This is a genomic window from Maribacter antarcticus DSM 21422 (assembly GCF_000621125.1).
Taxonomy (GTDB): Bacteria; Bacteroidota; Bacteroidia; order Flavobacteriales; family Flavobacteriaceae; genus Maribacter; species Maribacter antarcticus.
Window position 1 is genome coordinate 19,519 of the sequence record NZ_JHZC01000007.1, and the last position, 22,361, is coordinate 41,879.

The window sequence follows — 22,361 nt, forward strand, 5'->3', positions numbered from 1 at the left end:
ACCAAACTTTTAAACTTCATTCATATGACTGCATTACCCCAGCGATGCATGGCAAAAGCTAAAACATCGTAATACCAAATTATAAGATAACCTTTTTCAATAAGTAGATAGTCAACATACCCCAAAAGGTTCCTGTGGCCGTACTCAAAATAGCCAATACGATGGCGTGTGGCATCCATTTTTTATTATACGCTGCGGTTACGGCTGGGGCGGTAGCTATACCCCCAACATTGGCCATACTGGCAATGGGTACCCAAGCCATATTCACATTAAGGATTTTAGCAACGGCCATCATGAAAATAAAATGCCCTCCTAACCAAATAATTAAAAAGCCTAAAAATTGGAGGTTGAAACCAATTGTTGCCAATTGTAATTTTAAGCCCAAAACCGCCATAACAACGATAATCAAAATACCACCTGCCTTTAATGCAAAAGCATAGTTCCATTTGGGCAGCAAATTACAAAGTACTAAACCGACTAAGGATAATAACACAACTTTTAGAATAAAGCTGTCCAATAGCGCATTAAACAAAACGACTATTCCCAAAAGTATCAGTACCGTTAAGACAGGATGCAGGCGTTTACCCGTTATTTGTCTTAGGTCTTCTGGCAGTCCTACGTCTGTTATCTTTAAAACTTTGTTTAGCCAAGAACTTTTTTTTATGCCTTGGAACATGAGAATGGTCCAAACATTTACCAATAGATTGTCCATAACCAAAACGGTTAAAAATATATTTTCCGGACACTCCACTAATTCCTTCAACACCAATTGGCTTGTACTTCCTCCGATCCAACTGCCTACAATAGGGGGTACTCCCATCCAGTATTGCTCCCCAACCAAAATATCAGCAACTAATGTACTGTCTGTAAAAACCCAAATAAACACTACAGGGAAAACAGCAATGAAGCAAGATCCAGCTACAAAAACTAATATTGGGTTTACTCCAATAGACCTTAGTTGTCCTAAAGAGAGACTGCTCATAACGGCAATGATAGCCAAGGGAATAAAATAATCCTTACTGAACTCATGGATGTTCGCCTGGGCATAATCTACATTAAAAATATAGGAAATAATAGCAGGAATAATATAGGCCAAAAGAATTGCAGGAACCCAATCGAAAACCGATTTGACGTAGGTGTTTTCCCATTTGTCTAGATAGTAAACGGCAACTACCGTACATATTGCTATGAGCCAGGGAGTTACCATTAGTTCAAGATGCCAAAATGAACAATTCGTGAACCTGAAATGGCTATGGGGTTGGTGCTTTTTCCAACAATAATACCATCTTCAGGCGCCTTATATGTAGACACAACGTTTCCAAAAGAGTTTCTGACTAGCGCCATAGTGTCGTTCTTTTTTAGTTTTTGGTTTAGTGTTACTAGAACATCCAAGTAGCCTCCTTTATCCGTGTATACCCAATACGATTTTGAGCATATAGCTATCTTTTTAGCTAACTGGGCATCGCCTTTTAGCAATCCAAGATGCACCATCAGGTTTTGAATCCCGTCTACCCCTCTTTTGGTCATTTCTTTTTGATATACTTGTGGATTTCCATATTCAACAGTAATGGATTTAACTCCTTTTTGTATGGCAAAGGCCCTCATTGTGAGTCCGGAGGCAAAACCAAAACTGGCCTTACCCTTGTTGGAAACGATAATATCTGGTAATATAGCACGAAGCATACCCGCCAAGGTATCGTTTTGCATATCTCCCCTGCCATACAAACTATTTGTTCTGCCAAAACTAGCGGTGTGTAAATCTACATGATAATCTAAAAAAGGAATTATTTTCTGACCAATTTGGTATGCCATTTGCTCAGATTTGTTGCCATTGGCCTTTCCTGGAAAAACGCGGTTCAAATCTACTCCATCAATGAACTCCCGCTGGTTATTGGCTATAGACAATGGATTCAGTCCAGGAATAGCGATTACGGTTCCTTGAAAGTTCTGCGGTTCTAATTTCTCAAAAAGTTGATGTATTATGTCAATTCCGTTCAGTTCATTGCCGTGGATAGCAGCTGTAAGACCTAGAATAGGTCTTTCTGAAATTCCCTTGATAACCACAACAGGAATTTTTATAGGGTTTGATAGATGGTCTTCGCCAAGGCTTAGCCAGAAACTATGTTTTCTTCCATTTTCTAGACCAGCTAGGTCCAATTGCTCCACTATTGGAACATTGGCCTCTTGTGAAAAAAGAGTTGCAGCAATAAAAAAGGGTGCTAACGAGACAAAAAGATGCTTCATAACAAATGCGTTTGTTCGCTAAATATACTCTTTATTTCTTTCCGCCAACCACGATAACAATTTCTCCTTTAGGTGGTTTTTCGGTGTAGTGTTTTAGTACTTCTTCAGCAGTGCCTCGAACGGTTTCTTCGTATAATTTGGTTAATTCACGAGAGACAGATACTTGACGGTCAGCTCCAAAATATTCCACAAAATGGGCAAGCGTTTTCAAGAGTTTATGCGGGGATTCGTAAAAAATGATGGTTCGGGTTTCCTCGGACAATACTTTAAAACGGGTCTGTCTTCCCTTTTTTACAGGCAAAAAGCCTTCAAAAACAAACTTATCGTTGGGGAGGCCGCTATTGACCAAGGCAGGTACAAATGCGGTAGCTCCTGGTAAACATTCTACTTCAATATCATGTTCCAAACATGCCCGCGTCAGTAAAAATCCAGGATCGGAAATTGCAGGAGTTCCTGCATCGGAAATTAACGCTATGGTGTCTCCGTTCTGTAAGCGTTTTATAATACCCTCTACCGATCTATGCTCGTTGTGCATATGATGACTGTACATTTGAGTACCTATTTCAAAATGGTGTAACAATTTACCACTGGTTCGAGTGTCTTCGGCAAGAATTAAATCTACCTCCTTTAAAATTCGAATAGCCCTTAGGGTCATGTCCTCTAAGTTTCCAATCGGTGTTGGTACCAAATACAATTTTCCCATAACAAGCTAATCAAGTAGTCGTTCCAAAAGTAATAAATACAAAGTTTGTTGATAAAAAATAAGACCCAGCAAAAAGCCAGGTCTTATTTTTAAGTATTGTATTGTTTCGCTTATGCAAACCTTCGTGCTATCAATTCCATAAATCGGAGTTCAAACTCTTCTTTACCCTCCCAGTTTTTATAGTCGGGCTTTACCATATTAGCAATAAAAGCAACAGACCGTTCCTCCGTATCTATAGTGCTTAATTGCGATAGCACACGATTATAATCCTCGGTACTCTCATTAAATAAATGTTTAACAAAAGCCAATCTGTTATTTAAATCTACCTTAAGTTCCTTGTTAGAAAGTCGATCATTTAACGATTTTGGCACCGCTATCTTTTTTTTATCCATCGGCATGAACATTTCCGTATCGTTCTTCATTACGTCTGGTTGCCCCATAAACTCATTCAATACGGCATCCAAACTTTCGGAACTGGGCATCTCGGAAACCATATCCTTTATGGTATCCATCCCAGGAATAATAATATCCTCTTGATGTGGATTACTTTCCGGGATTGCGGAGTTGGCACTCAATACCGCATTGGCCATTTGTTCAAATTTTTCAGCAATAACGTTTTTAGAGACATCCACTTGGATGTCGTTCAACTCTTCCTCTATAAATTTGAGTACAGCCAGTTTTTCATACAAGCCTTTTGCTGCTTCATACAACGCAGGAATATCGTTCATGTCCCTAGACGTAATTATGTCGGTAGACATTCTAATCAGTTCTTCTTTTAACTTCTGTTTCATCTGCTACTTTTTATTTCTATCCAAACCATTATGGGGAACATCAATGTACCGTTTTAACTGGTCTGTTTTATTTAATATCAACAGCCTTCATGGAAATGATACATCTACTTATTACGATATCTTTTTTTTAATAATTTTATCGTTATATAACCCAGAACGGAAAAACCGCTTATTTTTGTTTAAAATTACAAAATGTTTCTCGAAAATACTGTTAACCACAAAGAACAGTTCGGCTGGATAGAAGTAATAGCTGGATCTATGTTTTCCGGTAAGACCGAGGAGCTTATTCGTCGTCTAAAGCGCGCGCAGTTTGCAAAGTTAAAGATTGAAATCTTTAAACCTATGGTAGATACGCGTTATAACGACGAGATGGTGGTGTCACACGATGACAACGAAATACGATCCACACCCGTCCCCGCAGCCGCAAATATTCGAATTTTAGCAGATACATGCGACGTAATAGGTATTGACGAGGCACAATTTTTCGATGATGAAATCGTAACTGTTTGTAACGATTTAGCCAATAAGGGCATACGTGTTATTGTTGCTGGTTTGGATATGGATTTTAAAGGAAACCCTTTTGGTCCCATGCCCGCACTAATGGCAACTGCAGAATATGTAACAAAGGTACATGCCATCTGTACCCGAACTGGTAACTTGGCCAACTACAGCTTTAGAAAATCCAGTAACGATAAATTGGTCATGCTCGGGGAAACAGAGGAATACGAACCTCTGAGTAGAGGGGCGTTTTACAAAGCAATGTTAAAAGAACGTGTTAAAACGATAGACGTAAAATCTGAAGAAATAAACACCAAAGGTTCCAATGGCTAAGGCAAGAGAAACGGTCCTTGAACTAGACCTAAAGGCCTTGGCCCACAATTATCATTATCTGCGGGCTAAACTACAACCAGAAACCAAATTTCTGTCCGTTGTAAAAGCTTTTGCATACGGAAGCGACACGCAAGTTATTGCAAAGAAACTTGAAGAACTGGGAACGGATTACTTCGCTGTTGCCTACACAAATGAAGGTGTAGCCTTACGGGATGCGGGGATTACAAAGCCTATTCTAGTGCTACATCCCCAAGAAGTGAGTTTCGATAGCATTATCGAACGATGTCTAGAACCAAGTATTTACTCTAAAAACATTTTAAACGAGTTTTTAAAGACAGCTAAAAAGCATCGCCAAAACAACTATCCAGTGCATCTTAAATTTAACACTGGACTGAATAGATTAGGCTTTCGAAAAGAAGATGTAGCACATATAGCGGCCATTCTCCATGCTAATAATGAGATTAAGGCAATATCGGTGTTTTCACATTTAGCAGCCTCCGAAGACCATTCGGAAAAGGAGTTTACCCAAGACCAAATTAGCCTCTTCCATACCATTGCGGAACAATTAGATATTTTATTACAATATCGCCCTTTTCGACATGTATTAAATACGTCAGGAATACTAAATTATTCTGATGCCCAGTATGATATGGTACGGAGTGGCATTGCCCTTTATGGCTATGGAAACGAAGCCAAAATAGACCGAGAATTAAAACCTGTAGCACGTCTAAAGACCATTATATCACAAATTCACCAGCTAAAACCAAACGAAAGTGTGGGGTATAATAGAAGCTTTGCCGCAAGTGGTCCTAAGGTTACCGCAACACTCCCTTTAGGTCATGCAGATGGTATTGGAAGACACTATGGCAACGGTAAGACTTTTGTAAGTGTCCATGGAAAAAAAGCCCCTATTATCGGTAACGTATGTATGGATATGATTATGATCGATATTACGGATATCGAGTGTAACGAAGGTGATGAAGTTATTATTTTTGGCTCTGAATTGTCTGCTCAAGAATTCGCAGAAACTGCCAATACTATCTCCTATGAGCTGTTAACAGGTATTTCCCAAAGGGTTAAACGTCACATCATTTCTTGAATGCTAAATTAACATTATATTAAGAAGTATTTTTTTTACTACATTGCGATAGGTAATATTAACCATTCGTAAAAACACTAAATCATGTTAAAAGAATTCAAAAATTTTATAATGACAGGGAATGTCATTGATCTTGCTGTTGCCGTAATCCTTGCAGGCGCTGTAGGATTAGTAGTTAAAGGTTTTGTCGCCGATATTATGATGCCTATCATTGGTCACTTTTCAGGCGGTATAAACTTTGCCGATATGAAAGTGATATTAGACGAAGCCGTTGTAACAGCAGATGGAATAATTTCACAGCCAGAGAATGCAATTATGTACGGTAATTGGGTGAACGCAATTATTAATTTAATTATAGTTGGGTCTATATTATTCCTAATCGTTAAGGTCTATAACAAATCAAAAGCGCCTGTAGTAACCGCACCAGCTGCACCAGCAGGCCCTACAGCAGAAGAATTACTTACTGAAATCAGAGATTCCTTGAAAAAATGAGTTGAATGAATATTTCCTGAAATCATTCAGGACATACCGCTGCACGTGCAGTTTAACCTTAAAACCGTCCATAGTTGTTTCGCTAACACTATTGACGGTTCTTTTTTTAATATGATATCCTTTGGTTTAAAATAAATGATTTGTTGCATATTCCTAATTTCAACTCTTTCTTCTCATTCCTTAAAACAATAACAAACTGATATTTATAACAAATTGTTATATTTTTAATATTCCTGATTTGATTTTATGGTCCTACCAAGGGAATGGCGTATTTTTGCTACTTAAATTTAAGTAACAACAAATGAAAGTAGCAGTAGTTGGTGCCACAGGTATGGTAGGCGAGATAATGCTCAAAGTTTTAGCAGAACGTAATTTTCCCGCCACTGAGTTATTACTGGTAGCATCGGAACGGTCTATAGGTAAAACCTTATCCTATAAAAATACGGAACAAACGATTATAGGGTTGGCAGATGCGGTAGCGCAAAAACCGAAAATTGCTATATTTTCTGCTGGTGGGGACACGTCTTTGGAATGGGCTCCAAAATTTGCCGATGTAGGTACTACGGTAATTGACAATTCATCAGCCTGGCGCATGGACCCTGATAAAAAATTAGTGGTTCCAGAAATCAACGCGCATGAATTGACAACTTCGGACAAAATCATAGCAAATCCAAATTGTTCCACCATACAATTGGTTATGGCTTTGGCTCCTTTGCATAAAAAATATAAGATGAAACGGGTGGTGGTCTCTACCTACCAGTCCGTATCGGGTAGCGGTGTAAAAGCAGTAAAACAATTGGAGAACGAAATAGCAGGTATTAAAGGGGAAATGGCCTATCCTTACCCAATCGGAAGGAACGCCTTGCCTCATTGTGATGTTTTTATGGAAAACGGATATACCAAAGAAGAAATGAAACTGGCTCGTGAGCCCCAAAAAATACTAGGTGACCGTTCTTTTTCTATTTCGGCAACGGCAGTACGTATTCCTACAGCTGGTGGGCATTCAGAATCCGTGAACGTAGAGTTTCTGAACGACTTTGAACTAAACGAAGTCCGCCGTATCTTAAATGACACCCCCGGCGTAACCGTTCAGGACAATCCGGTTACAAATACATACCCTATGCCCATTTATGCGCACGATAAGGATGAGGTTTTCGTAGGGCGTATACGCAGAGACGAAACCCAACGCAATACTTTGAATATGTGGATTGTTGCCGATAACCTAAGAAAGGGAGCGGCGACAAACGCTGTTCAGATTGCGGAATATTTAGTGGCCCATAAACTAGTATAAGTTAAAGCTAGTAAGAATGTTAAAACCTTCAAAACAGAAACGTTTTGAAGGTTTTTTTATGGTAGTTTTATACAGATTATTATCTATTTACCATGAAAAAACCAATACTATGCCTAGTCGCACTAATTATACTTGCCGCTTGTAAGACCGAAACTAAAAGAGAACCTATCCCCGTGAACTATCCCACTACCGCAAAAGTTGATACTATTAACACCTATTTCGGAACCGATATACCAGACCCGTATCGCTGGTTAGAAGACGACCGAAGCCCCGAAACAGAGGCTTGGGTAAGTGAACAAAACAAAACTACTTTTGGCTATTTGGAGAACATTCCTTTTAGAAACGATCTTAAAAATCGTTTGGAGAAACTATGGAATTATGAGAAATTAGGTTCTCCGTTTAAGGAAGGTGATTACACTTATTTCTCTAAGAATAATGGTCTACAAAACCAATACGTAGTTTACAGAAAGAAGGGCGATGCAGAAGCCGAGGTCTTCTTAGATCCAAATACTTTTTCCGAGGATGGCACTACCTCCTTGGCCGGACTCAGTTTCACCAAAGATGGTTCCCTAGCCGCTTACTTAATATCGGAAGGTGGAAGCGATTGGCGAAAGGCGTTGATTATAGATACTGACTCTCGTGAAATTATCGAAGATACCTTAGTGGATATCAAATTCAGTGGCCTTTCTTGGAAAGGAAACGACGGTTTCTACTATTCTAGCTACGACAAACCTGAAGGAAGTGAACTTTCTGCTAAAACGGACCAGCACAAAATATATTACCATAAGCTGGGCACTGCACAGAAAGACGATGCCTTAATTTATGGTGGAATTCCCCTCGAAAAGCATAGATATATAAGGGCAAGCGTATCGGAAGATAATCGCTACCTTCATATTTCTGCCTCTGTTTCCACCTCTGGAAACAAGTTGTTTATTCGTGATTTAGAAGATCCTAACGGATTGTTGGTTCCCATCGTGGAGGATACTGAATCTGATGTTTCTATTATCGAAAATGTTGGTTCTAAATTATATATTTTGACCAACAGAGATGCTCCTAACCAAAAAATAGTAACCGTAGATGCAAATAATCCTAGTCATGAAAATTGGGTCGACTTTATTCCCGAAACAGAAAACGTATTAAGTCCTAATACCGGTGGTGGTTACTTTTTTACAGAATACATGGTAGATGCTATATCTAAAGTATTCCAATATAATTACGATGGAAAATTGGTGCGCGAGGTGAAATTACCTGGTCTAGGCACTGCAAGTGGTTTTGGAGGTAAAAAAGAGGATAAAGAATTTTATTACTCTTTTACTAATTATAATACACCAGGTTCTTCCTACATATATAATGTAGAAACCGGAACCTCGGAACAGTATTGGAAGCCTGAAATCGACTTCAGTCCAACCGATTATGAATCTACGCAGGTGTTCTATGCTTCTAAGGACGGTACTAAAGTTCCAATGATCATTACGCACAAAAAAGGCTTGGAGCTCAATGGTAAAAACCCGACTATTCTATATGGTTACGGCGGATTTAATGTCAGCCTTACCCCTTCCTTTAGTATCGTTAATGCCGTATGGATGGAGCAAGGTGGTGTGTACGCCGTTCCAAATCTTAGAGGTGGTGGAGAATATGGAAAAGAATGGCACGATGCCGGTATTAAAACAAAAAAGCAGAATGTTTTCGATGATTTTATTGCTGCTGCAGAATATCTAATCGACAAGAAGTACACTTCTAAGGAATATTTAGCCATTCGTGGTGGTTCTAATGGGGGATTACTGGTTGGCGCCACAATGACACAAAGACCAGGCTTAATGCAAGTAGCCTTGCCAGCGGTTGGTGTTTTGGATATGTTACGCTATCACACATTCACGGCAGGGGCAGGTTGGGCATACGATTATGGAACTTCTGAGGATAATTCAAAAATGTTCAATTATATTAAAGGATATTCCCCTGTTCACAATGTAAACGCAGGCACTTCCTACCCCGCTACATTAGTTACTACTGGTGATCATGACGATCGTGTAGTTCCTGCCCATAGTTTTAAGTTTGTAGCGGAATTACAGGAAAAACAGGCCGGAGACAAACCTACCTTAATACGTATTGAAACCAATGCGGGCCATGGAGCAGGAACACCGGTTAGCAAGACGATTGAGCAATATGCAGATATTTATGGTTTTACCCTATACAATATGGGGTATAATGAATTGCCGAATCAATCGGTTTTAAAGGAATTCAAGGAATAAAACCACACATCAATAAATTATATAAAAATCCGTTCTTGTTTAGGGCGGATTTTTAATGTACTGTATCCAAATTACGACTATGCTTAAAGTAGAAAATGTTTCTTATGCCTATGATAAAGGTCTTGTCTTGGAAAATATTAACCTTACCGTACAGCAAGGGGAACATATAGCCCTGATAGGAGAAAGCGGCTGTGGAAAAAGCACTTTGCTCAAAATTATTTACGGACTACTAGACTTAAAACAGGGTGCTGTTTTCTGGAAAGATGAAGCTGTTCTGGGGCCTGCGTATCATTTAGTTCCAGGAGCGCCGTTCATGAAATATTTATCCCAAGATTTTGATTTGATGCCATTTATTACTGTCAGAGAAAATATAGCTCAGTATCTCTCTGTTTTTTATCCCAAAGAACTACAGGCACGGACACAGGAGCTGCTTGAAATGATAGCGCTAACTGACTTTGCCAACAAAAAAGTAAAGACACTAAGTGGCGGACAACAACAGCGTGTGGCCTTGGCCAGGGTATTGGCACAGAAGCCAGAAGTATTACTCTTGGATGAACCATTTGGGCATATCGACAACTTTCTTAAAAATAGTCTTCGTAGAAACATCTTTAAATACGCCAAAGACAATAAGATTACCTGTATCGTGGCTACCCATGACCATAACGATGTACTTCCATTTATGGATCGAATGATAGTACTACGAGATACCGGTAAAACTGCAGAAGGACATCCTATGGAACTCTATACCAATCCCAGAAATCTGTATATAGCGTCATTGTTTGGCGAGGCGAATAGCATCCCCATGTCCCAATTGAAATCCTACGCCCATTCGGACCAGACGATTATCGTGTATGCGCATGAACTCAAGGTTTCAAATTCCTCAGGATTACCAATTACGGTAAAAGAAAATTATCCAATGGGAAGTTACTACCTAACTAGAGGAGCACTATCCGATGGAGACTTAGTGCTTTTTCATCACCCAACAGCGCTGGAGTTTGGTAAGAAGGTATACCTAAACATCTCCTTAGAAACCATTAACCAAAGAATAGGGTAACTAGTACCATACAATGGTATCTTCTTTACTGATTTTAGAAGCGGTTCATTAAAAATATTAGCCTTTGCACAATACGTAGCTACTTATATCTTGCAAGGGTTCTAATCTGGATTTTTATACCATCAAAAAAATAATTAGTACTAACCTTGATCGTATTTACACCACTAATATTACCACTATTCATAGGCTAGTCAGATAACCCATTATATTTACTTTCGTTATTTTTACTCAAATTAGTGTTTTGAATCGTGAGGCAATTTTATCGGAATTTCAATTTAAGGCTATTCGTAGCAGCGGACCCGGCGGTCAACACGCAAATAAGGTGTCTTCCAAAGTAGAGGTGACTTTTGATATTATTACATCCAAAGGGCTTACAGAAAGAGAAAAAAGCCGACTTCTTTTAAAACTCAAGTCGAAAATATCGAAAAACAGTTGGCTACTATTGCAGTGTGATGAATCAAGAAGTCAGCATACAAACAAATCCATAGTTATTAAGCGTTTGCTCAAACTAATTGAACAAGCACTCGTTATACCTAAAAAAAGGAGACCCTCTAAACCGTCTAGGTCCTACGTAGAAAAAAGGTTGAAGTCTAAAAAGAAGGACGCACTTAAAAAGGAGAATCGAAGCAAACCCAGTCTGGAGTAAAGTATAGAATTAAAGCCCTACTGCGGAGACACTTAGTAAAAGAACTGTGCTTTTTTAATTTGCCCGTTCGCTACTTCCTACACACATAATTCGTCCATTTGTACACGCCCTCTCTGCTTAAAAGTCACACCACTTGTCAGAGGAACTACAAAATGATTTCCGGCCACCACAGGATTTCCCGCACTACCACCGTGCATTACTTGAATAACACTTTGCCACTAGTTAAAACCTTCTAAAATATTCGATTTACATTTGACAATCTGTACGCTACCTACCCAGCCGTCCATTTCCATACTTACTGCATCATCGGCGTACATATTGTAAGCTTCTGGATTCCTCCTATCCTTACAAAGTCGCACTAATTTTTAAGTTACTTCTTCTGTTGTCATGATGTTATGTATTGTTTCGATTGTTAAAAGGTACAAAAAAGGTATCGAACCTAAGTTAAATACATGATAATCAAATGATTATAAGTAATTTATTTTCTTTGGATTGAAAAGTAAAACTATCACCTATCTGCTTACCCATCACTAACTTTCCAATTGGGGTAGCTGGAGAAATACAAAACACCTTCTGATTCTCATAGGCACATTCTCCTGCGGATATTGCGATAAAATATGTACTTGTAGTGGTCTTTACCATGGTGCCCAAGCCAACACTAGCAGAAGTAACATTTGCGGGTACTTTATGTAATAAGGCTTGTATTATTTCCGCATCGGCAAGTTGGATGCCTAGCTTTTCCCGTTCCAATTGTAGCATGGCTCTACCCGTTTCATGCTTGTCACCTGCACTACTTTTGGTTTCGGAAGTGAGAGCGTCAGAAATTTCTTTGGCTTGGCTGTTTAAACGACCTAGCCGTTCAGTTACAAATGTCTGGCAATGTTTAAAGGCAGCTTCTTTAAGCTCGCGAAGTTGGTCGTTATTCCTCAAGATGATAAAGATCGGCCATTTTGTAAATTAGGAAGTTGACTATTTGCGCGTTGGTTTCTCCATGTGTTTTCATATTAGAAACCGCATCTCGGTTTTCAGCTTTAAAATAATCCAAATCTCCAGATTTATTCTCGCTAAAAATATTCCAGGATTTGAGTCCACCCAGCATCGCCTTATGCGCCTTGTACTTTTTGGAAACCATTTCCTTTCTCTTTTTAAACTGCTTATCTAAACCAGATACAGTGCTTTTCTCCTGCTCTTCTAGCATTTTGTACTCAGAAGATATACGTACATCTGCCTTTTCTGCCTCTGTAATTATCTTAAAGTAAGCCCTTGAAACCAAGGACTGATAGTCTTTTTCAAATAACCTATTACCCTTAATAGCAAGCGGTTCATCGACCACTACCATTTCATTATCCGCACTAGCATACAGTTCCTGTTTCTGAGCTTGCTTTTCCAACGATTTCTGCCACGCCTCGGATTTTACCATTTCCCTCCAAATTTTATTATATTCTCGCTGATAAGAGGTTTGAGTAATTGAGCACCCAAGAACAGCGGACAACAATAAACCTAATAAAGCATATGCCTTATACTTTTCAAAACCTTTTTTCATATAGTGTTCAGCTATGTGTATACCATCTTGTAGCGGACTACAAAAGCAAGGTTAAGCGTGTGCTAAATTATCTAAGGTGAAGATTCTGTGGGGACATCAATATAAAAATAATATTTGATTGTATACAATTCTATTGGACTATTTTTAAAAAATTAACGTTGTGCCTATTCAAAAGTAACGGCCAACTGCCTTCCTACAGAAGTTCCAATTGCAATACCCATACCTCCCAAGCGAACACCGCAAGCCACATTATTGGATAATAGTTTAACTATTGGCTTCTTTTGCTTGCCTACCCCCATGACTCCACTCCATGCATAATCTATTTCAAAAGGAGTATCCGATAAAATAACCTCTTTTAGCAAATCGGCTAGTTTGTTCTGAACTAGTTTGGTAGTCCCGAACTCGATAGTTTCCTCCGATTCAAAATCAAGATTTCGTCCACCGCCCAACAAAATTCTATTATCGATATTTCTAAAATAATAATATCCTTCCTGCACATGGAAAGTGCCTTTAATAGCAAGGTTCTTAATCGGTTTCGTAATAATTACCTGTGCCCTTGCAGGCTTTACTTTTTCCCTTATAAGGTCACTCGAAAATCCATTAACGGCAATACATAGCTTTTTGGAAGAAAACGAAAAGGCATTAGTTTCTATGGCTACAACATCCGGATTATCTTGAAAGGATTTTACCGTAACTCCGTTTAAAATCGTAATTCCTTCAGATTGTACCTTTTTCAAAAGGCCCTGCATCATCTTTCCAGTATCTATTTGCCCTTCAAAACCATGAGAAATATAGTTTTGCTCAATACCCTTGAACTTAAAACTATTCTGTGAAAGTTTAAAAGCATCGGAACCAAAAACAGGATATAATAGTTCGTTCGCGATGTCGAGCTCTGAAATACATTTCTCATACAAGGCTTTATCGGCGTTCAAAAAAAGCTCGTGACCTCCATGCAACTGTAAATCTAATATAGAGTCTCCTAAAATTTCTCGTAAAGTATTTATGCCATCCCATCGGTTTTGCACCAATTTCAGCACTTCTTCCTGTGAATGGGTTTTTAAATCAGATAGTATTTCAGAAATGCTTCCAAAGCAAGCGAAACCAGCGTTTTTGGTGCTGGCGCCTTGAGGCATAAGCCCTTTTTCTAATACTACTATTTTAGCCTTGGGATGCTTTTTTTTCAGTTGCAGGGCGCAATTAAGCCCTACAATACCGCTGCCAACTACCGTAAAATCGATGTTGGAAAGCCAAGTTTTATATTCCCAGTAGCTTAAATTCATAGTTAATGGTATAGATACTGTCCTAAACGATTTAAGGATGGTAGAAGTAACCTTATTTGTCCTTTTCGATGCTCTACAAGAGTTGCCGTTCAAAACCAAATTTTTCCCTTTGCTCAGTTAGAACATAAAAAACCTCCGACTATAAAGCCGGAGGTTTATATTATTCCTTTGGTTCTGAATCCATCACAAAATCATTCATGAAGGCTGTGGTGTAATTTCCAGCCAAATAATCTGGATGGTCCATCAGTTGCCTATGGAAAGGTATCGTAGTTTTTATTCCCTCGATTACAAATTCGTCCAAAGCACGTTTCATCTTGTTAATGGCCTCTTCGCGTGTCTGCGCAGTAGTAATTAACTTAGCAATCATGGAATCATAGTTTGGCGGAATGCTATACCCGCTATACACATGAGTGTCCATACGTATTCCATGGCCTCCAGGCGTATGCAAAGTGGTTATTCTTCCTGGCGAAGGTCTAAAGTTATTATACGGGTCCTCGGCGTTGATTCTACATTCAATTGAATGGAGTTTGGGATAGTAGTTCTTGCCCGAAATTGGTACTCCTGCTGCCACTAAAATCTGTTCCCTAATCAAGTCATAATCTATAACCTGTTCGGTGATAGGGTGCTCTACCTGAATACGAGTATTCATTTCCATAAAATAGAACTTCCGGTGCTTGTCTACCAAAAACTCTACGGTACCTGCACCTTCGTATTGTATGAATTCTGCAGCTTTTACAGCGGCATCTCCCATGGCTTCTCGAAGCTTATCCGTCATAAAAGGGGAAGGCGTTTCCTCGGTCAATTTTTGATGCCTTCTTTGTATTGAACAATCCCGCTCAGATAGGTGACAGGCTTTTCCATATTGGTCGCCCACAACTTGAATCTCTATATGCCTTGGCTCTTCGATAAGCTTTTCCATATACATGCCTCCGTTTCCGAAAGCCGCAGTTGCTTCCTGCACCGCACTTTCAAAAAGCTCCCGCATCTCCTCTTCCTTCCAAACAGCACGCATTCCTTTTCCACCTCCACCCGCGGTAGCTTTTATCATTACAGGGTAGCCCATTTTCTTAGCAATTTTTATAGCATCTGCAACATCTTTCAACAAACCTTCGGAGCCAGGAACACAAGGAACGCCAGCTTTTTTCATTGTAATTTTAGCCGTAGCTTTATCTCCCATCCGATCGATTTGGTCGCCAGAAGCACCAATGAATTTAATCTCGTGCTCGGCGCATATTCTTGAGAACTTGGAATTTTCGGATAAGAATCCATATCCTGGATGTATGGCGTCTGCATTGGTAATCTCAGCAGCAGCTATAATATTAGGTATTTTAAGGTAGGATTCGCTACTTGCTGCGGGGCCAATACAAACGGCCTCATCTGCAAAACGTACATGCAGGCTTTCTTCATCTGCCTTGGAATATACCGCAACGGTCTTGATGCCCATTTCCTTGCAGGTTCGTATAACACGTAGTGCAATTTCTCCTCTATTAGCTATAAGTATTTTTTTAAACATAGTATTTTAGTTTAAGAGTTTATGGTTTCGACGTTCATTGGTTTAAAGGCCTTAGGGCTCAACCATAAACTGTAAAACTTCTAAACTTAAAATTATGATGGGTCTACCAAGAATAAAGGCTGGTCAAATTCTACTGGTGAAGAATCATCTACCAATACCTTAACGATTTTCCCGGAAACTTCAGATTCTATATCGTTAAATAATTTCATAGCTTCGATTACACATAACACATCACCAGTTGAAATCGTATCGCCGACCTCAACAAACAACGGTTTATCCGGTGCCGATTTTCTATAAAATGTTCCAATAATAGGAGACTTAATCATAATATATTTAGCATCGTCATTAGCATCTGTTTCACTCGCAGGAACAGCAGCTGCAGCCGGCGTTTCTAACGGAACAGTTCCATGCATCATGGGTGCTTGTGGCATAGGCATTGACTGCACGTAAGTGGGCTCGTTAGAACTAAGACTTCCGGTACGAATAGTTATCTTAATATCATCTGTTTCTAGCTTTACTTCACTTGCGCCAGATTTGGCTACGAACTTAATCAGGCTTTGTATTTCTTTAATATCCATAATGTAAAATATGTTTAGATGGTCGTTTAATATATTAGTAGGCCCATTTTAAATAAATAGAGCCCCATGTAAATCCCCCGCCAAAAGCAGCAAATACAAGGTTATCTCCTTTTTTTAGTTGCTTTTCGTAATCATACAACAATAAAGGTAAGGTTCCAGAAGTTGTGTTCCCGTAACGCTGAATGTTCATCATTACTCTAGAGTGGTCCACGCCCATTCTGTTTGCCGTAGCATCTATAATTCGCTTATTGGCTTGGTGTGGCACCAACCAAGTCACATCAGAACTGATTAAATTGTTCTGCTCCATTATGCGTTCTGCAGCTTGTGCCATATTGGACACAGCAAATTTAAATACCGTTTTACCCTCCTGAAATATATAGTGCTTTTTATTGTTTACGGATTCTACCGTAGCGGGCATAATAGAGCCCCCACCTTCCATACCCAAAAACTGCCTTCCTGAGCCGTCTGCGCGTAAATATTCGTCCTGCAAACCCAATCCTTCTGTATTCGGCTCAAAAAGTGCAGCGCCAGCACCATCACCAAAAATAATACACGTAGTACGGTCTGTATAATCCAAAATCGAGGACATTTTGTCCGCGCCAATTAACAATACTTTTTTATAGCGACCACTTTCTATGTAGGAAGCTACGGTTGACATTCCAAAAAGGAAACTAGAACAAGCAGCCAACAAATCATAAGCGAAGGCATTTTTTGCGCCAATTTCTGAAGCTACAAAGGCGGCAGTAGATGCCACCGTGCTGTCTGGCGTGGCGGTTGCTACAATAACCAAGTCTATTTCAGTAGGATCTAAATTCCGTTTTTCGATAAGGTCATTGGCCGCTTTAATGGCTAAATAAGAAGTGCCTTCTCCCTCTTCCTTTTTAAGGACTCTTCTTTCCTTTATTCCTGTTCTACTGGTAATCCACTCATCATTAGTGTCTACCATGTCCTCAAGCATTTTATTGGTGAGGACAAATTGGGGAACATATCCACCTACAGCGGTAATAGCTGCTGTTATTTTGGTCATATTTTAATTGCTTTTGTATAAAAACCGTTCAAAAACACGTCAAAATTTGTGAAAATTAAGGTTTTTCGGTGACTTTTGACATATAACACGTCGGTTTTTAAAAAAATACTGTAGGTGGAAATAAGATTAAGCAAACGTGCGCATTACAATCTCCGACCTTTAGCAATACTATAAAACGAAAAAAAACTCCCTACCTTTATTAAAGGTGGGAGTTATCCGTTTTGTAGTAAGCGTTTTACGCTTCTACCTCTTCTGTCTTGTCAACAAGAACTTGACCTCTATAATAGAGCTTACCTTCATGCCAGTGTGCTCTGTGGTACAGGTGCATTTCTCCTGTTGTGGAGTCGGTAGCCAAAGTTGGGGCAACCGCTTTGTAATGAGTTCTTCTCTTATCTCTCCTAGTTCTGGAAATTTTTCTTTTAGGATGTGCCATTATAAAACTTTATTTATCCGTTAATAGTTTTTTCAATTCGTCCCATCGTGGGTCGTTTTCTGATGTATTCTCTTCTTTTTCCTTTGGCTGAAGCTCTTGCAACTTCTCTAATACTTCCGATTTTAAAGTACCGTCCTCAATGCCTGGATGTACTCTTTTCTGAGGCACTGCCAATACCGACATTTCATAAATAAACTGCGCAACATTCAACTCGTGCTCACCGTGGGGCAGGATAACGATTTCACCATCCTCATCGTTATATTCATCTCCAAATTTAGCGATTATCCTCAACTCTGAAACTATAGGTTGGTCGTAAGGTTCACTTGTAATGTCACAATTTACATTTACGGTTCCAGAAGCGTCAAAATCAAGCTCCATCATCGTAGATGTCTTATTTAAAAGCACCCCTACATTGATTTTGCAATCGTTAAAATCATCGTATTCAAAAGAATCAAAGAACGTATTATCAATTTCAAAATTAAAGTTGTGCTTTCCTTGTTTCAATCCAGAGAAAGGAATATTATACTCCTTTTGCTTCATTGTGTACAACTTAAATTATAAATATATGCCTTAAAAGGCGGACGCAAAGATACTATTATTTTGACAATTGCCAATAGTTATGAACTATTTATCTTTATAACTTTTAGGCTAAAAAACTACACTGTTAGCGATTCATTCGCTGCTTTTTTAGAACATTTTCTGTAAGCCCACGATACTCCATTCTACTCTTAAAAATATGTATGCCAGTAAATACTGCTTCTTTAAAAGAACTAGGGTCCGCTTTACCCTGCCCTGCTATTTCATAGGCCGTGCCATGGTCTGGGGACGTTCTTACCTTGTCCAAACCAGCGGTAAAATTAACGCCTTTACCAAAAGACAAGGTCTTAAAAGGAATTAACCCTTGATCATGGTACGCTGCCAAAATTGCATCAAATTTCTTATACCCATCGGATCCAAAAAAACTATCTGCAGAATAGGGTCCATATACTAAATGACCATTATTGGCCATTTCCTTAATAACTGGCTTCAACACTTCATCATCCTCTTTTCCAATTACACCATTATCACCACTATGTGGATTTATACCCAAAAGCGCAATCCTAGGTCTGCGGATGCCAAAATCCATCTTTAATGATTTTTCGATGGTATTTACCTTATCACGAATAAGTCTTGGGATAATCGCAGCGGCTACATCCTTCACCGCAACATGATCCGTAAGCAGCCCAACTTTTAAATCGTCGGTTACCATAAACATAAGACTGTCTCCCTCTAACTCCTGCGCCAAATAATCAGTATGGCCAGGAAACTTAAATTCTTCTGACTGAATATTATTCTTATTAATAGGTGCCGTAACTAATACATCTATTACCCCTTCTTTTAATGCCGAAACAGCGGCTTTTAATGATTGTATTGCAAAGCTGCCCGCTTCCTCGGTTGCCTCTCCAAACTGAATATTGGGAATTTCTTTCCAAACATTCACAATATTTACTTTGCCGTCTATAGCTTTTGAAGCGTCGGGGACACCATTAAATATAATGTTCATGTCCAAAACCTTCATTTGATGGGAGATGGTCTTATTCGATGCAAAAAATATCGGGGTACAGAAATCTAACATTCTACTATCTTCAAATGTTTTTAGCGCAACCTCACAGCCAATCCCATTCAAATCTCCTATGGAAATCCCCAACCTAATTTTCCTATTTTCCTCCATGATAATCTTTACCTTTACAATCCAAAACCAGTTCACAAAACTACTTAATAAAAACGATACATGTTTACAGGTATAATTGAAACCTTAGGAGAAGTTGTTGGTTTAGATTCCAACGCCAGCAATCTTAACATTACTATGCACTCTAGCCTTGCTTCAGAATTAAAAATTGACCAAAGCGTAGCGCATAATGGTGTTTGTTTGACTGTTGTATCATTGAAAGATGATACCTACACCGTTACCGCCATCGCCGAAACCCTTCAAAAGACCAATCTTACCGAGTTGCGAGTAGGCAATACCGTAAATTTAGAACGAGCCATGATTTTAGGCTCCAGATTAGATGGTCATATTGTGCAAGGTCATGTAGACCAAACAGGGGTTTGCACTAAAGTAGAAGAAAAAGATGGAAGTTGGTTTTTTTCCTTTGAATATGACGTAGCAAATGGGAACCCCACTATAGAAAAAGGATCTGTTACAATTGATGGAACAAGTCTTACCGTAGTGAATTCTGGCGCAAACACCTTTCAGGTGGCCATTATACCCTATACGTATGAAAACACCAGATTCAATTCCTACAAAAAGGGAACTATCGTAAATCTGGAGTTTGACGTGATTGGGAAGTATGTAGCAAAATTAATGGACGTTAGACGTTAGACGTTAGACGTTGGACAAAATGATTTTTACAAAAGGCAAGCAACCCTAAAGAGTCATTTTAATCGTCTTATCATATCGAGCGCATTAGAGAACCTTGGATGCGACAAATTATCGTGCACCCCTTTCGGTCAAGTAGATAAGATTAGGACTCTCTTCCAAAGGGTCTAACAAGGTAAGCTAATCCTCAAAAAAACCAATAGAGGAGCCTATCCAAGTCTCTTCCGTATTATGAGAAACATTAATCAAATCGCCTTTGCTCATACGTCCTAAGTTTGTTACCGGTTTTAGGCGATTTTTCTTCTCGTCCCAGACGTAAAGAATACGTATTTCGCCTTTGGAATTTTTTTCTGATTTCGTTTTTATCGCAGATGCGTAGGTTACTTTTTCTTGAAGGATATAATTTTCCTTATCCGCAATACCAGCTATTTTTTCTTTGGTTGGGTCTAAATCAACTCCCAAGCCTGCAAAGGAAAATAGTGGCTTTACTACATAGTTTTTTAGATTAGTATCCAAAGGAAAATCATTCAAATAAAAAGAGTTGGGAATGTTCTTATGCTTCAGTTTAGGCATGACGCATTTAGATATCATAAAGAACCAATCCGGATGGGTCACCCACTTCACATCTACGTCATCATTTAAGTTAAATTCGGTTTTTAAATCCTTTGTACGCTCAATTTCATCGAAAATTACCCGGTTGTATATTCTGTTGATTTGGGTTTTGACTCCGTCCTTAACATAGAATAACTTTTTACCCTCTTTGCTGATTTTAGTCATACAAACCACTTCGATACCCAAGGCTTTTTTTGTTGCCCAAAAATCAATTCGTGTTTTTTGTTTTTCTGGATATAACTCCATTAAAATAACATTTTCAGGCTTTTCATCGGCAATAATAACATCTCGCACTTCCTTTATGTACTGTACTTCATCCAAGTCACTAAAGAAATAACGAAATCCCTCTTTAGGCATGGCCGGATAGTTATTCAAAAATGCTTTGCCTAAAAAGGGCTGATAAAAAAATAGGGTTGGGAACGCCTGTAACTCTATTAATTGCGGGGTAATACCACCACTGCCATCTTCACAAAGTCCAAAATCGATGGCCAAAAAGTGCGGTTTTCCTATGTTGGATGGCGATTGTATTTCCTTGGTAACGAACTGATTACGGATTTTATCGAAATCAAATTGCCCCAATTGGTATATGATGCTCTTACAGGCATCAAAAATTTCTTCCTTTACTTGCTTACTGATAAATATCGGTGTTTCCGACAAGCGGAAGGCCGTTCCTTCGCCATAAGTATCCACGATTTCCTTTTTCAGGTTTTCGTAATACTCCTGTTTAAATCCTACATTGAACTGTTCCCTGATTTTTGATATCATACCAACTGTGATTTTTCTTGCTGAATAGCTTCTGCCGCTAATTTTAGAAACCTAGGGATAATAACAGCATTTGTTTTCATAATCTTATCATCATCATTAAGATGTTCCAACATGTTTTTATATTTCCTTGGTCCATGTTTTTTGATTACGACAGCCTTTTTATCCTCGCGTTCAAAATAGCGTGTCATCCCCTCGGCATCTGCCTCTGGATGAAACTGGGTGCCAAATATTTCATTGGAAAAACGAATAGCCATCACAGCGCGCTCTAAGGCTACGTTTGGCCTGTTCTTCTCAATACACAACACCTTTCCGTCTAAAGAGTCAAATTTCCACTCCTTGGGACCCACCACTTGATAATCCCTCGAATCTACAGCGTAAAAAGGGTCGTCCAAATCTTGGAACAACACCTCGTGCTCGCCACTTTTCGTTTTATACATAGGTAAAACCCCAAAGGAAGTAGACCTGCGTTTTGTTACCCTAGCTAAATCCCAATGCAAACATGCCAATTGAAAAGAATGACAAATAAGAAAAAGATGCTTTTTACTGGGTTTAAAAAGATTGTGCAGCAATACGGCATCCAAGAAATTAAAATAGGCATTCTCCCATGGCTCGCCTACAATTAATGGTGTTCCAGGACCACCAGACGATATAAACATATCATAGTCTTTAATTTTGGGTATTTGGTTTTTGACACGAACATCAAAAATATCGTAACTACCTTTAATCGTCTTCTGATCTAAAAACTGTTCTACCAGCATAGTAATACAGCGCATGCCTTCATTAGCGTGCCCAGCATTCATGTCTAGAACAGCAATTTTATATTTTATATTCATCAATTATTTGTCTCTATA

The 22,361-nt window shown here is 39.0% G+C and carries 25 protein-coding genes; 8 read left to right on the plus strand and 17 right to left on the minus strand.

The window, feature by feature from the left end; genetic code table 11:
- Positions 1-79: 79 nt before the first annotated feature.
- The 4 genes from Q360_RS0106975 to Q360_RS0106990 form a co-directional block, all read right to left on the minus strand.
- Positions 80-1,207: a DUF819 family protein gene (locus Q360_RS0106975; RefSeq protein ID WP_027076447.1), complete on the minus strand. Its 1,128-nt coding sequence runs from the start codon at positions 1,205-1,207 to the stop codon at positions 80-82.
- Positions 1,207-2,244 carry a succinylglutamate desuccinylase/aspartoacylase family protein gene (locus Q360_RS0106980; protein WP_027076448.1) on the minus strand — a complete coding sequence of 346 codons (1,038 nt, stop codon included), beginning with the start codon at positions 2,242-2,244 and terminating at the stop codon, positions 1,207-1,209. The genes Q360_RS0106975 and Q360_RS0106980 overlap by 1 nt, the downstream gene beginning before the upstream one ends.
- A 31-nt stretch (positions 2,245-2,275) precedes the next feature.
- Positions 2,276-2,947, minus strand: coding sequence for a 16S rRNA (cytidine(1402)-2'-O)-methyltransferase (gene rsmI, locus Q360_RS0106985; protein WP_027076449.1), 672 nt, complete (start codon positions 2,945-2,947; stop codon positions 2,276-2,278).
- Between the two features lie 110 nt (positions 2,948-3,057).
- Entirely contained in the window at positions 3,058-3,738 is a 681-nt protein-coding gene (locus Q360_RS0106990) for a hypothetical protein (protein ID WP_027076450.1), read from the minus strand.
- A gap of 192 nt (positions 3,739-3,930) precedes the next feature.
- Between Q360_RS0106990 and Q360_RS0106995 the strand changes: the two genes are divergently transcribed.
- The 7 genes from Q360_RS0106995 (at position 3,931) to arfB (ending at position 11,400) form a co-directional block, all read left to right on the plus strand.
- Positions 3,931-4,569, plus strand: coding sequence for a thymidine kinase (locus Q360_RS0106995; protein WP_027076451.1), 639 nt, complete (start codon positions 3,931-3,933; stop codon positions 4,567-4,569).
- On the plus strand, positions 4,562-5,668 hold the full coding sequence (gene alr / locus Q360_RS0107000) for an alanine racemase (RefSeq protein ID WP_027076452.1): 1,107 nt from the start codon (positions 4,562-4,564) through the stop codon (positions 5,666-5,668). Before Q360_RS0106995 ends, alr begins: the two co-directional genes overlap by 8 nt.
- 84 nt (positions 5,669-5,752) lie before the next feature.
- Positions 5,753-6,160, plus strand: coding sequence for a large conductance mechanosensitive channel protein MscL (gene mscL / locus Q360_RS0107005; RefSeq protein ID WP_027076453.1), 408 nt, complete (start codon positions 5,753-5,755; stop codon positions 6,158-6,160).
- Positions 6,161-6,461: 301 nt separating this feature from the next.
- The gene (locus Q360_RS0107010) at positions 6,462-7,451 is read left to right on the plus strand and encodes an aspartate-semialdehyde dehydrogenase (protein ID WP_027076454.1); all 990 of its coding nucleotides are present in this window, start codon (positions 6,462-6,464) and stop codon (positions 7,449-7,451) included.
- A gap of 92 nt (positions 7,452-7,543) precedes the next feature.
- The gene (locus tag Q360_RS0107015) at positions 7,544-9,700 is read left to right on the plus strand and encodes a prolyl oligopeptidase family serine peptidase (RefSeq protein ID WP_027076455.1); all 2,157 of its coding nucleotides are present in this window, start codon (positions 7,544-7,546) and stop codon (positions 9,698-9,700) included.
- Between the two features lie 79 nt (positions 9,701-9,779).
- The gene (locus Q360_RS0107020) at positions 9,780-10,754 is read left to right on the plus strand and encodes an ABC transporter ATP-binding protein (protein ID WP_027076456.1); all 975 of its coding nucleotides are present in this window, start codon (positions 9,780-9,782) and stop codon (positions 10,752-10,754) included.
- Positions 10,755-10,995: 241 nt separating this feature from the next.
- On the plus strand, positions 10,996-11,400 hold the full coding sequence (gene arfB / locus Q360_RS0107025) for an alternative ribosome rescue aminoacyl-tRNA hydrolase ArfB (RefSeq protein ID WP_027076457.1): 405 nt from the start codon (positions 10,996-10,998) through the stop codon (positions 11,398-11,400).
- A 77-nt stretch (positions 11,401-11,477) separates the two neighbouring features.
- Here the strand turns inward: arfB and Q360_RS27390 are convergent, their stop codons facing one another.
- The 11 genes from Q360_RS27390 to pdxA form a co-directional block, all read right to left on the minus strand.
- On the minus strand, positions 11,478-11,606 hold the full coding sequence (locus tag Q360_RS27390) for a SnoaL-like domain-containing protein (RefSeq protein WP_394331941.1): 129 nt from the start codon (positions 11,604-11,606) through the stop codon (positions 11,478-11,480).
- A gap of 12 nt (positions 11,607-11,618) precedes the next feature.
- Positions 11,619-11,759 carry a hypothetical protein gene (locus Q360_RS25680; protein WP_156950039.1) on the minus strand — a complete coding sequence of 47 codons (141 nt, stop codon included), beginning with the start codon at positions 11,757-11,759 and terminating at the stop codon, positions 11,619-11,621.
- 100 nt (positions 11,760-11,859) lie between these two features.
- Positions 11,860-12,330 (minus strand): GreA/GreB family elongation factor, encoded by a 471-nt coding sequence (locus Q360_RS26110; RefSeq protein ID WP_036195381.1) that lies wholly within the window; start codon positions 12,328-12,330, stop codon positions 11,860-11,862.
- Positions 12,320-12,943, minus strand: a complete 624-nt coding sequence (locus Q360_RS0107040) for a hypothetical protein (protein ID WP_027076459.1) — start codon at positions 12,941-12,943, stop codon at positions 12,320-12,322. Before Q360_RS0107040 ends, Q360_RS26110 begins: the two co-directional genes overlap by 11 nt.
- A 164-nt stretch (positions 12,944-13,107) precedes the next feature.
- Positions 13,108-14,223: an NAD(P)/FAD-dependent oxidoreductase gene (locus Q360_RS0107045; RefSeq protein WP_027076460.1), complete on the minus strand. Its 1,116-nt coding sequence runs from the start codon at positions 14,221-14,223 to the stop codon at positions 13,108-13,110.
- A 160-nt stretch (positions 14,224-14,383) separates the two neighbouring features.
- Complete coding sequence (gene accC / locus Q360_RS0107050) at positions 14,384-15,736, minus strand: acetyl-CoA carboxylase biotin carboxylase subunit (protein ID WP_027076461.1); 1,353 nt, start codon at positions 15,734-15,736, stop codon at positions 14,384-14,386.
- Positions 15,737-15,828: 92 nt separating this feature from the next.
- Positions 15,829-16,314 carry an acetyl-CoA carboxylase biotin carboxyl carrier protein gene (accB, locus tag Q360_RS0107055; protein ID WP_027076462.1) on the minus strand — a complete coding sequence of 162 codons (486 nt, stop codon included), beginning with the start codon at positions 16,312-16,314 and terminating at the stop codon, positions 15,829-15,831.
- A 34-nt stretch (positions 16,315-16,348) separates the two neighbouring features.
- Positions 16,349-17,341: a beta-ketoacyl-ACP synthase III gene (locus tag Q360_RS0107060; RefSeq protein WP_027076463.1), complete on the minus strand. Its 993-nt coding sequence runs from the start codon at positions 17,339-17,341 to the stop codon at positions 16,349-16,351.
- Between the two features lie 235 nt (positions 17,342-17,576).
- A complete protein-coding gene (gene rpmF / locus Q360_RS0107065) occupies positions 17,577-17,774 on the minus strand; it encodes a 50S ribosomal protein L32 (protein ID WP_027076464.1) in 198 nt (65 codons plus the stop codon).
- 9 nt (positions 17,775-17,783) lie between these two features.
- A complete protein-coding gene (locus tag Q360_RS0107070; protein ID WP_027076465.1) occupies positions 17,784-18,314 on the minus strand; it encodes a YceD family protein in 531 nt (176 codons plus the stop codon).
- A gap of 124 nt (positions 18,315-18,438) precedes the next feature.
- Positions 18,439-19,485, minus strand: coding sequence for a 4-hydroxythreonine-4-phosphate dehydrogenase PdxA (gene pdxA / locus Q360_RS0107075; RefSeq protein WP_027076466.1), 1,047 nt, complete (start codon positions 19,483-19,485; stop codon positions 18,439-18,441).
- A 60-nt stretch (positions 19,486-19,545) separates the two neighbouring features.
- On the opposite strand from pdxA, the gene Q360_RS0107080 reads away from it, so the two are divergent.
- On the plus strand, positions 19,546-20,136 hold the full coding sequence (locus Q360_RS0107080; RefSeq protein ID WP_027076467.1) for a riboflavin synthase: 591 nt from the start codon (positions 19,546-19,548) through the stop codon (positions 20,134-20,136).
- 177 nt (positions 20,137-20,313) lie between these two features.
- On the opposite strand, the gene Q360_RS0107085 is transcribed toward Q360_RS0107080, so the two are convergent.
- A complete protein-coding gene (locus Q360_RS0107085) occupies positions 20,314-21,510 on the minus strand; it encodes a hypothetical protein (protein ID WP_027076468.1) in 1,197 nt (398 codons plus the stop codon).
- Complete coding sequence (locus Q360_RS0107090; RefSeq protein ID WP_027076469.1) at positions 21,507-22,343, minus strand: type 1 glutamine amidotransferase; 837 nt, start codon at positions 22,341-22,343, stop codon at positions 21,507-21,509. Before Q360_RS0107090 ends, Q360_RS0107085 begins: the two co-directional genes overlap by 4 nt.
- Positions 22,344-22,361 lie beyond the last annotated feature (18 nt).

Excerpts from the sequence above, each read along its gene's own strand:
- Q360_RS0106975 (WP_027076447.1), bottom strand. The coding sequence starts at position 1,207 with ATGGTAACTCCCTGGCTCATAGCAATATGTACGGTAGTTGCCGTTTAC.
- Q360_RS0106980 (WP_027076448.1), bottom strand. The coding sequence starts at position 2,244 with ATGAAGCATCTTTTTGTCTCGTTAGCACCCTTTTTTATTGCTGCAACT.
- rsmI (WP_027076449.1), bottom strand. The coding sequence starts at position 2,947 with ATGGGAAAATTGTATTTGGTACCAACACCGATTGGAAACTTAGAGGAC.
- Q360_RS0106990 (WP_027076450.1), bottom strand. The coding sequence starts at position 3,738 with ATGAAACAGAAGTTAAAAGAAGAACTGATTAGAATGTCTACCGACATA.
- Q360_RS0106995 (WP_027076451.1), top strand. The coding sequence starts at position 3,931 with ATGTTTCTCGAAAATACTGTTAACCACAAAGAACAGTTCGGCTGGATA.
- alr (WP_027076452.1), top strand. The coding sequence starts at position 4,562 with ATGGCTAAGGCAAGAGAAACGGTCCTTGAACTAGACCTAAAGGCCTTG.
- mscL (WP_027076453.1), top strand. The coding sequence starts at position 5,753 with ATGTTAAAAGAATTCAAAAATTTTATAATGACAGGGAATGTCATTGAT.
- Q360_RS0107010 (WP_027076454.1), top strand. The coding sequence starts at position 6,462 with ATGAAAGTAGCAGTAGTTGGTGCCACAGGTATGGTAGGCGAGATAATG.
- Q360_RS0107015 (WP_027076455.1), top strand. The coding sequence starts at position 7,544 with ATGAAAAAACCAATACTATGCCTAGTCGCACTAATTATACTTGCCGCT.
- Q360_RS0107020 (WP_027076456.1), top strand. The coding sequence starts at position 9,780 with ATGCTTAAAGTAGAAAATGTTTCTTATGCCTATGATAAAGGTCTTGTC.
- Q360_RS0107040 (WP_027076459.1), bottom strand. The coding sequence starts at position 12,943 with ATGAAAAAAGGTTTTGAAAAGTATAAGGCATATGCTTTATTAGGTTTA.
- Q360_RS0107045 (WP_027076460.1), bottom strand. The coding sequence starts at position 14,223 with ATGAATTTAAGCTACTGGGAATATAAAACTTGGCTTTCCAACATCGAT.
- accC (WP_027076461.1), bottom strand. The coding sequence starts at position 15,736 with ATGTTTAAAAAAATACTTATAGCTAATAGAGGAGAAATTGCACTACGT.
- accB (WP_027076462.1), bottom strand. The coding sequence starts at position 16,314 with ATGGATATTAAAGAAATACAAAGCCTGATTAAGTTCGTAGCCAAATCT.
- Q360_RS0107060 (WP_027076463.1), bottom strand. The coding sequence starts at position 17,341 with ATGACCAAAATAACAGCAGCTATTACCGCTGTAGGTGGATATGTTCCC.
- rpmF (WP_027076464.1), bottom strand. The coding sequence starts at position 17,774 with ATGGCACATCCTAAAAGAAAAATTTCCAGAACTAGGAGAGATAAGAGA.
- Q360_RS0107070 (WP_027076465.1), bottom strand. The coding sequence starts at position 18,314 with ATGAAGCAAAAGGAGTATAATATTCCTTTCTCTGGATTGAAACAAGGA.
- pdxA (WP_027076466.1), bottom strand. The coding sequence starts at position 19,485 with ATGGAGGAAAATAGGAAAATTAGGTTGGGGATTTCCATAGGAGATTTG.
- Q360_RS0107080 (WP_027076467.1), top strand. The coding sequence starts at position 19,546 with ATGTTTACAGGTATAATTGAAACCTTAGGAGAAGTTGTTGGTTTAGAT.
- Q360_RS0107085 (WP_027076468.1), bottom strand. The coding sequence starts at position 21,510 with ATGATATCAAAAATCAGGGAACAGTTCAATGTAGGATTTAAACAGGAG.
- Q360_RS0107090 (WP_027076469.1), bottom strand. The coding sequence starts at position 22,343 with ATGAATATAAAATATAAAATTGCTGTTCTAGACATGAATGCTGGGCAC.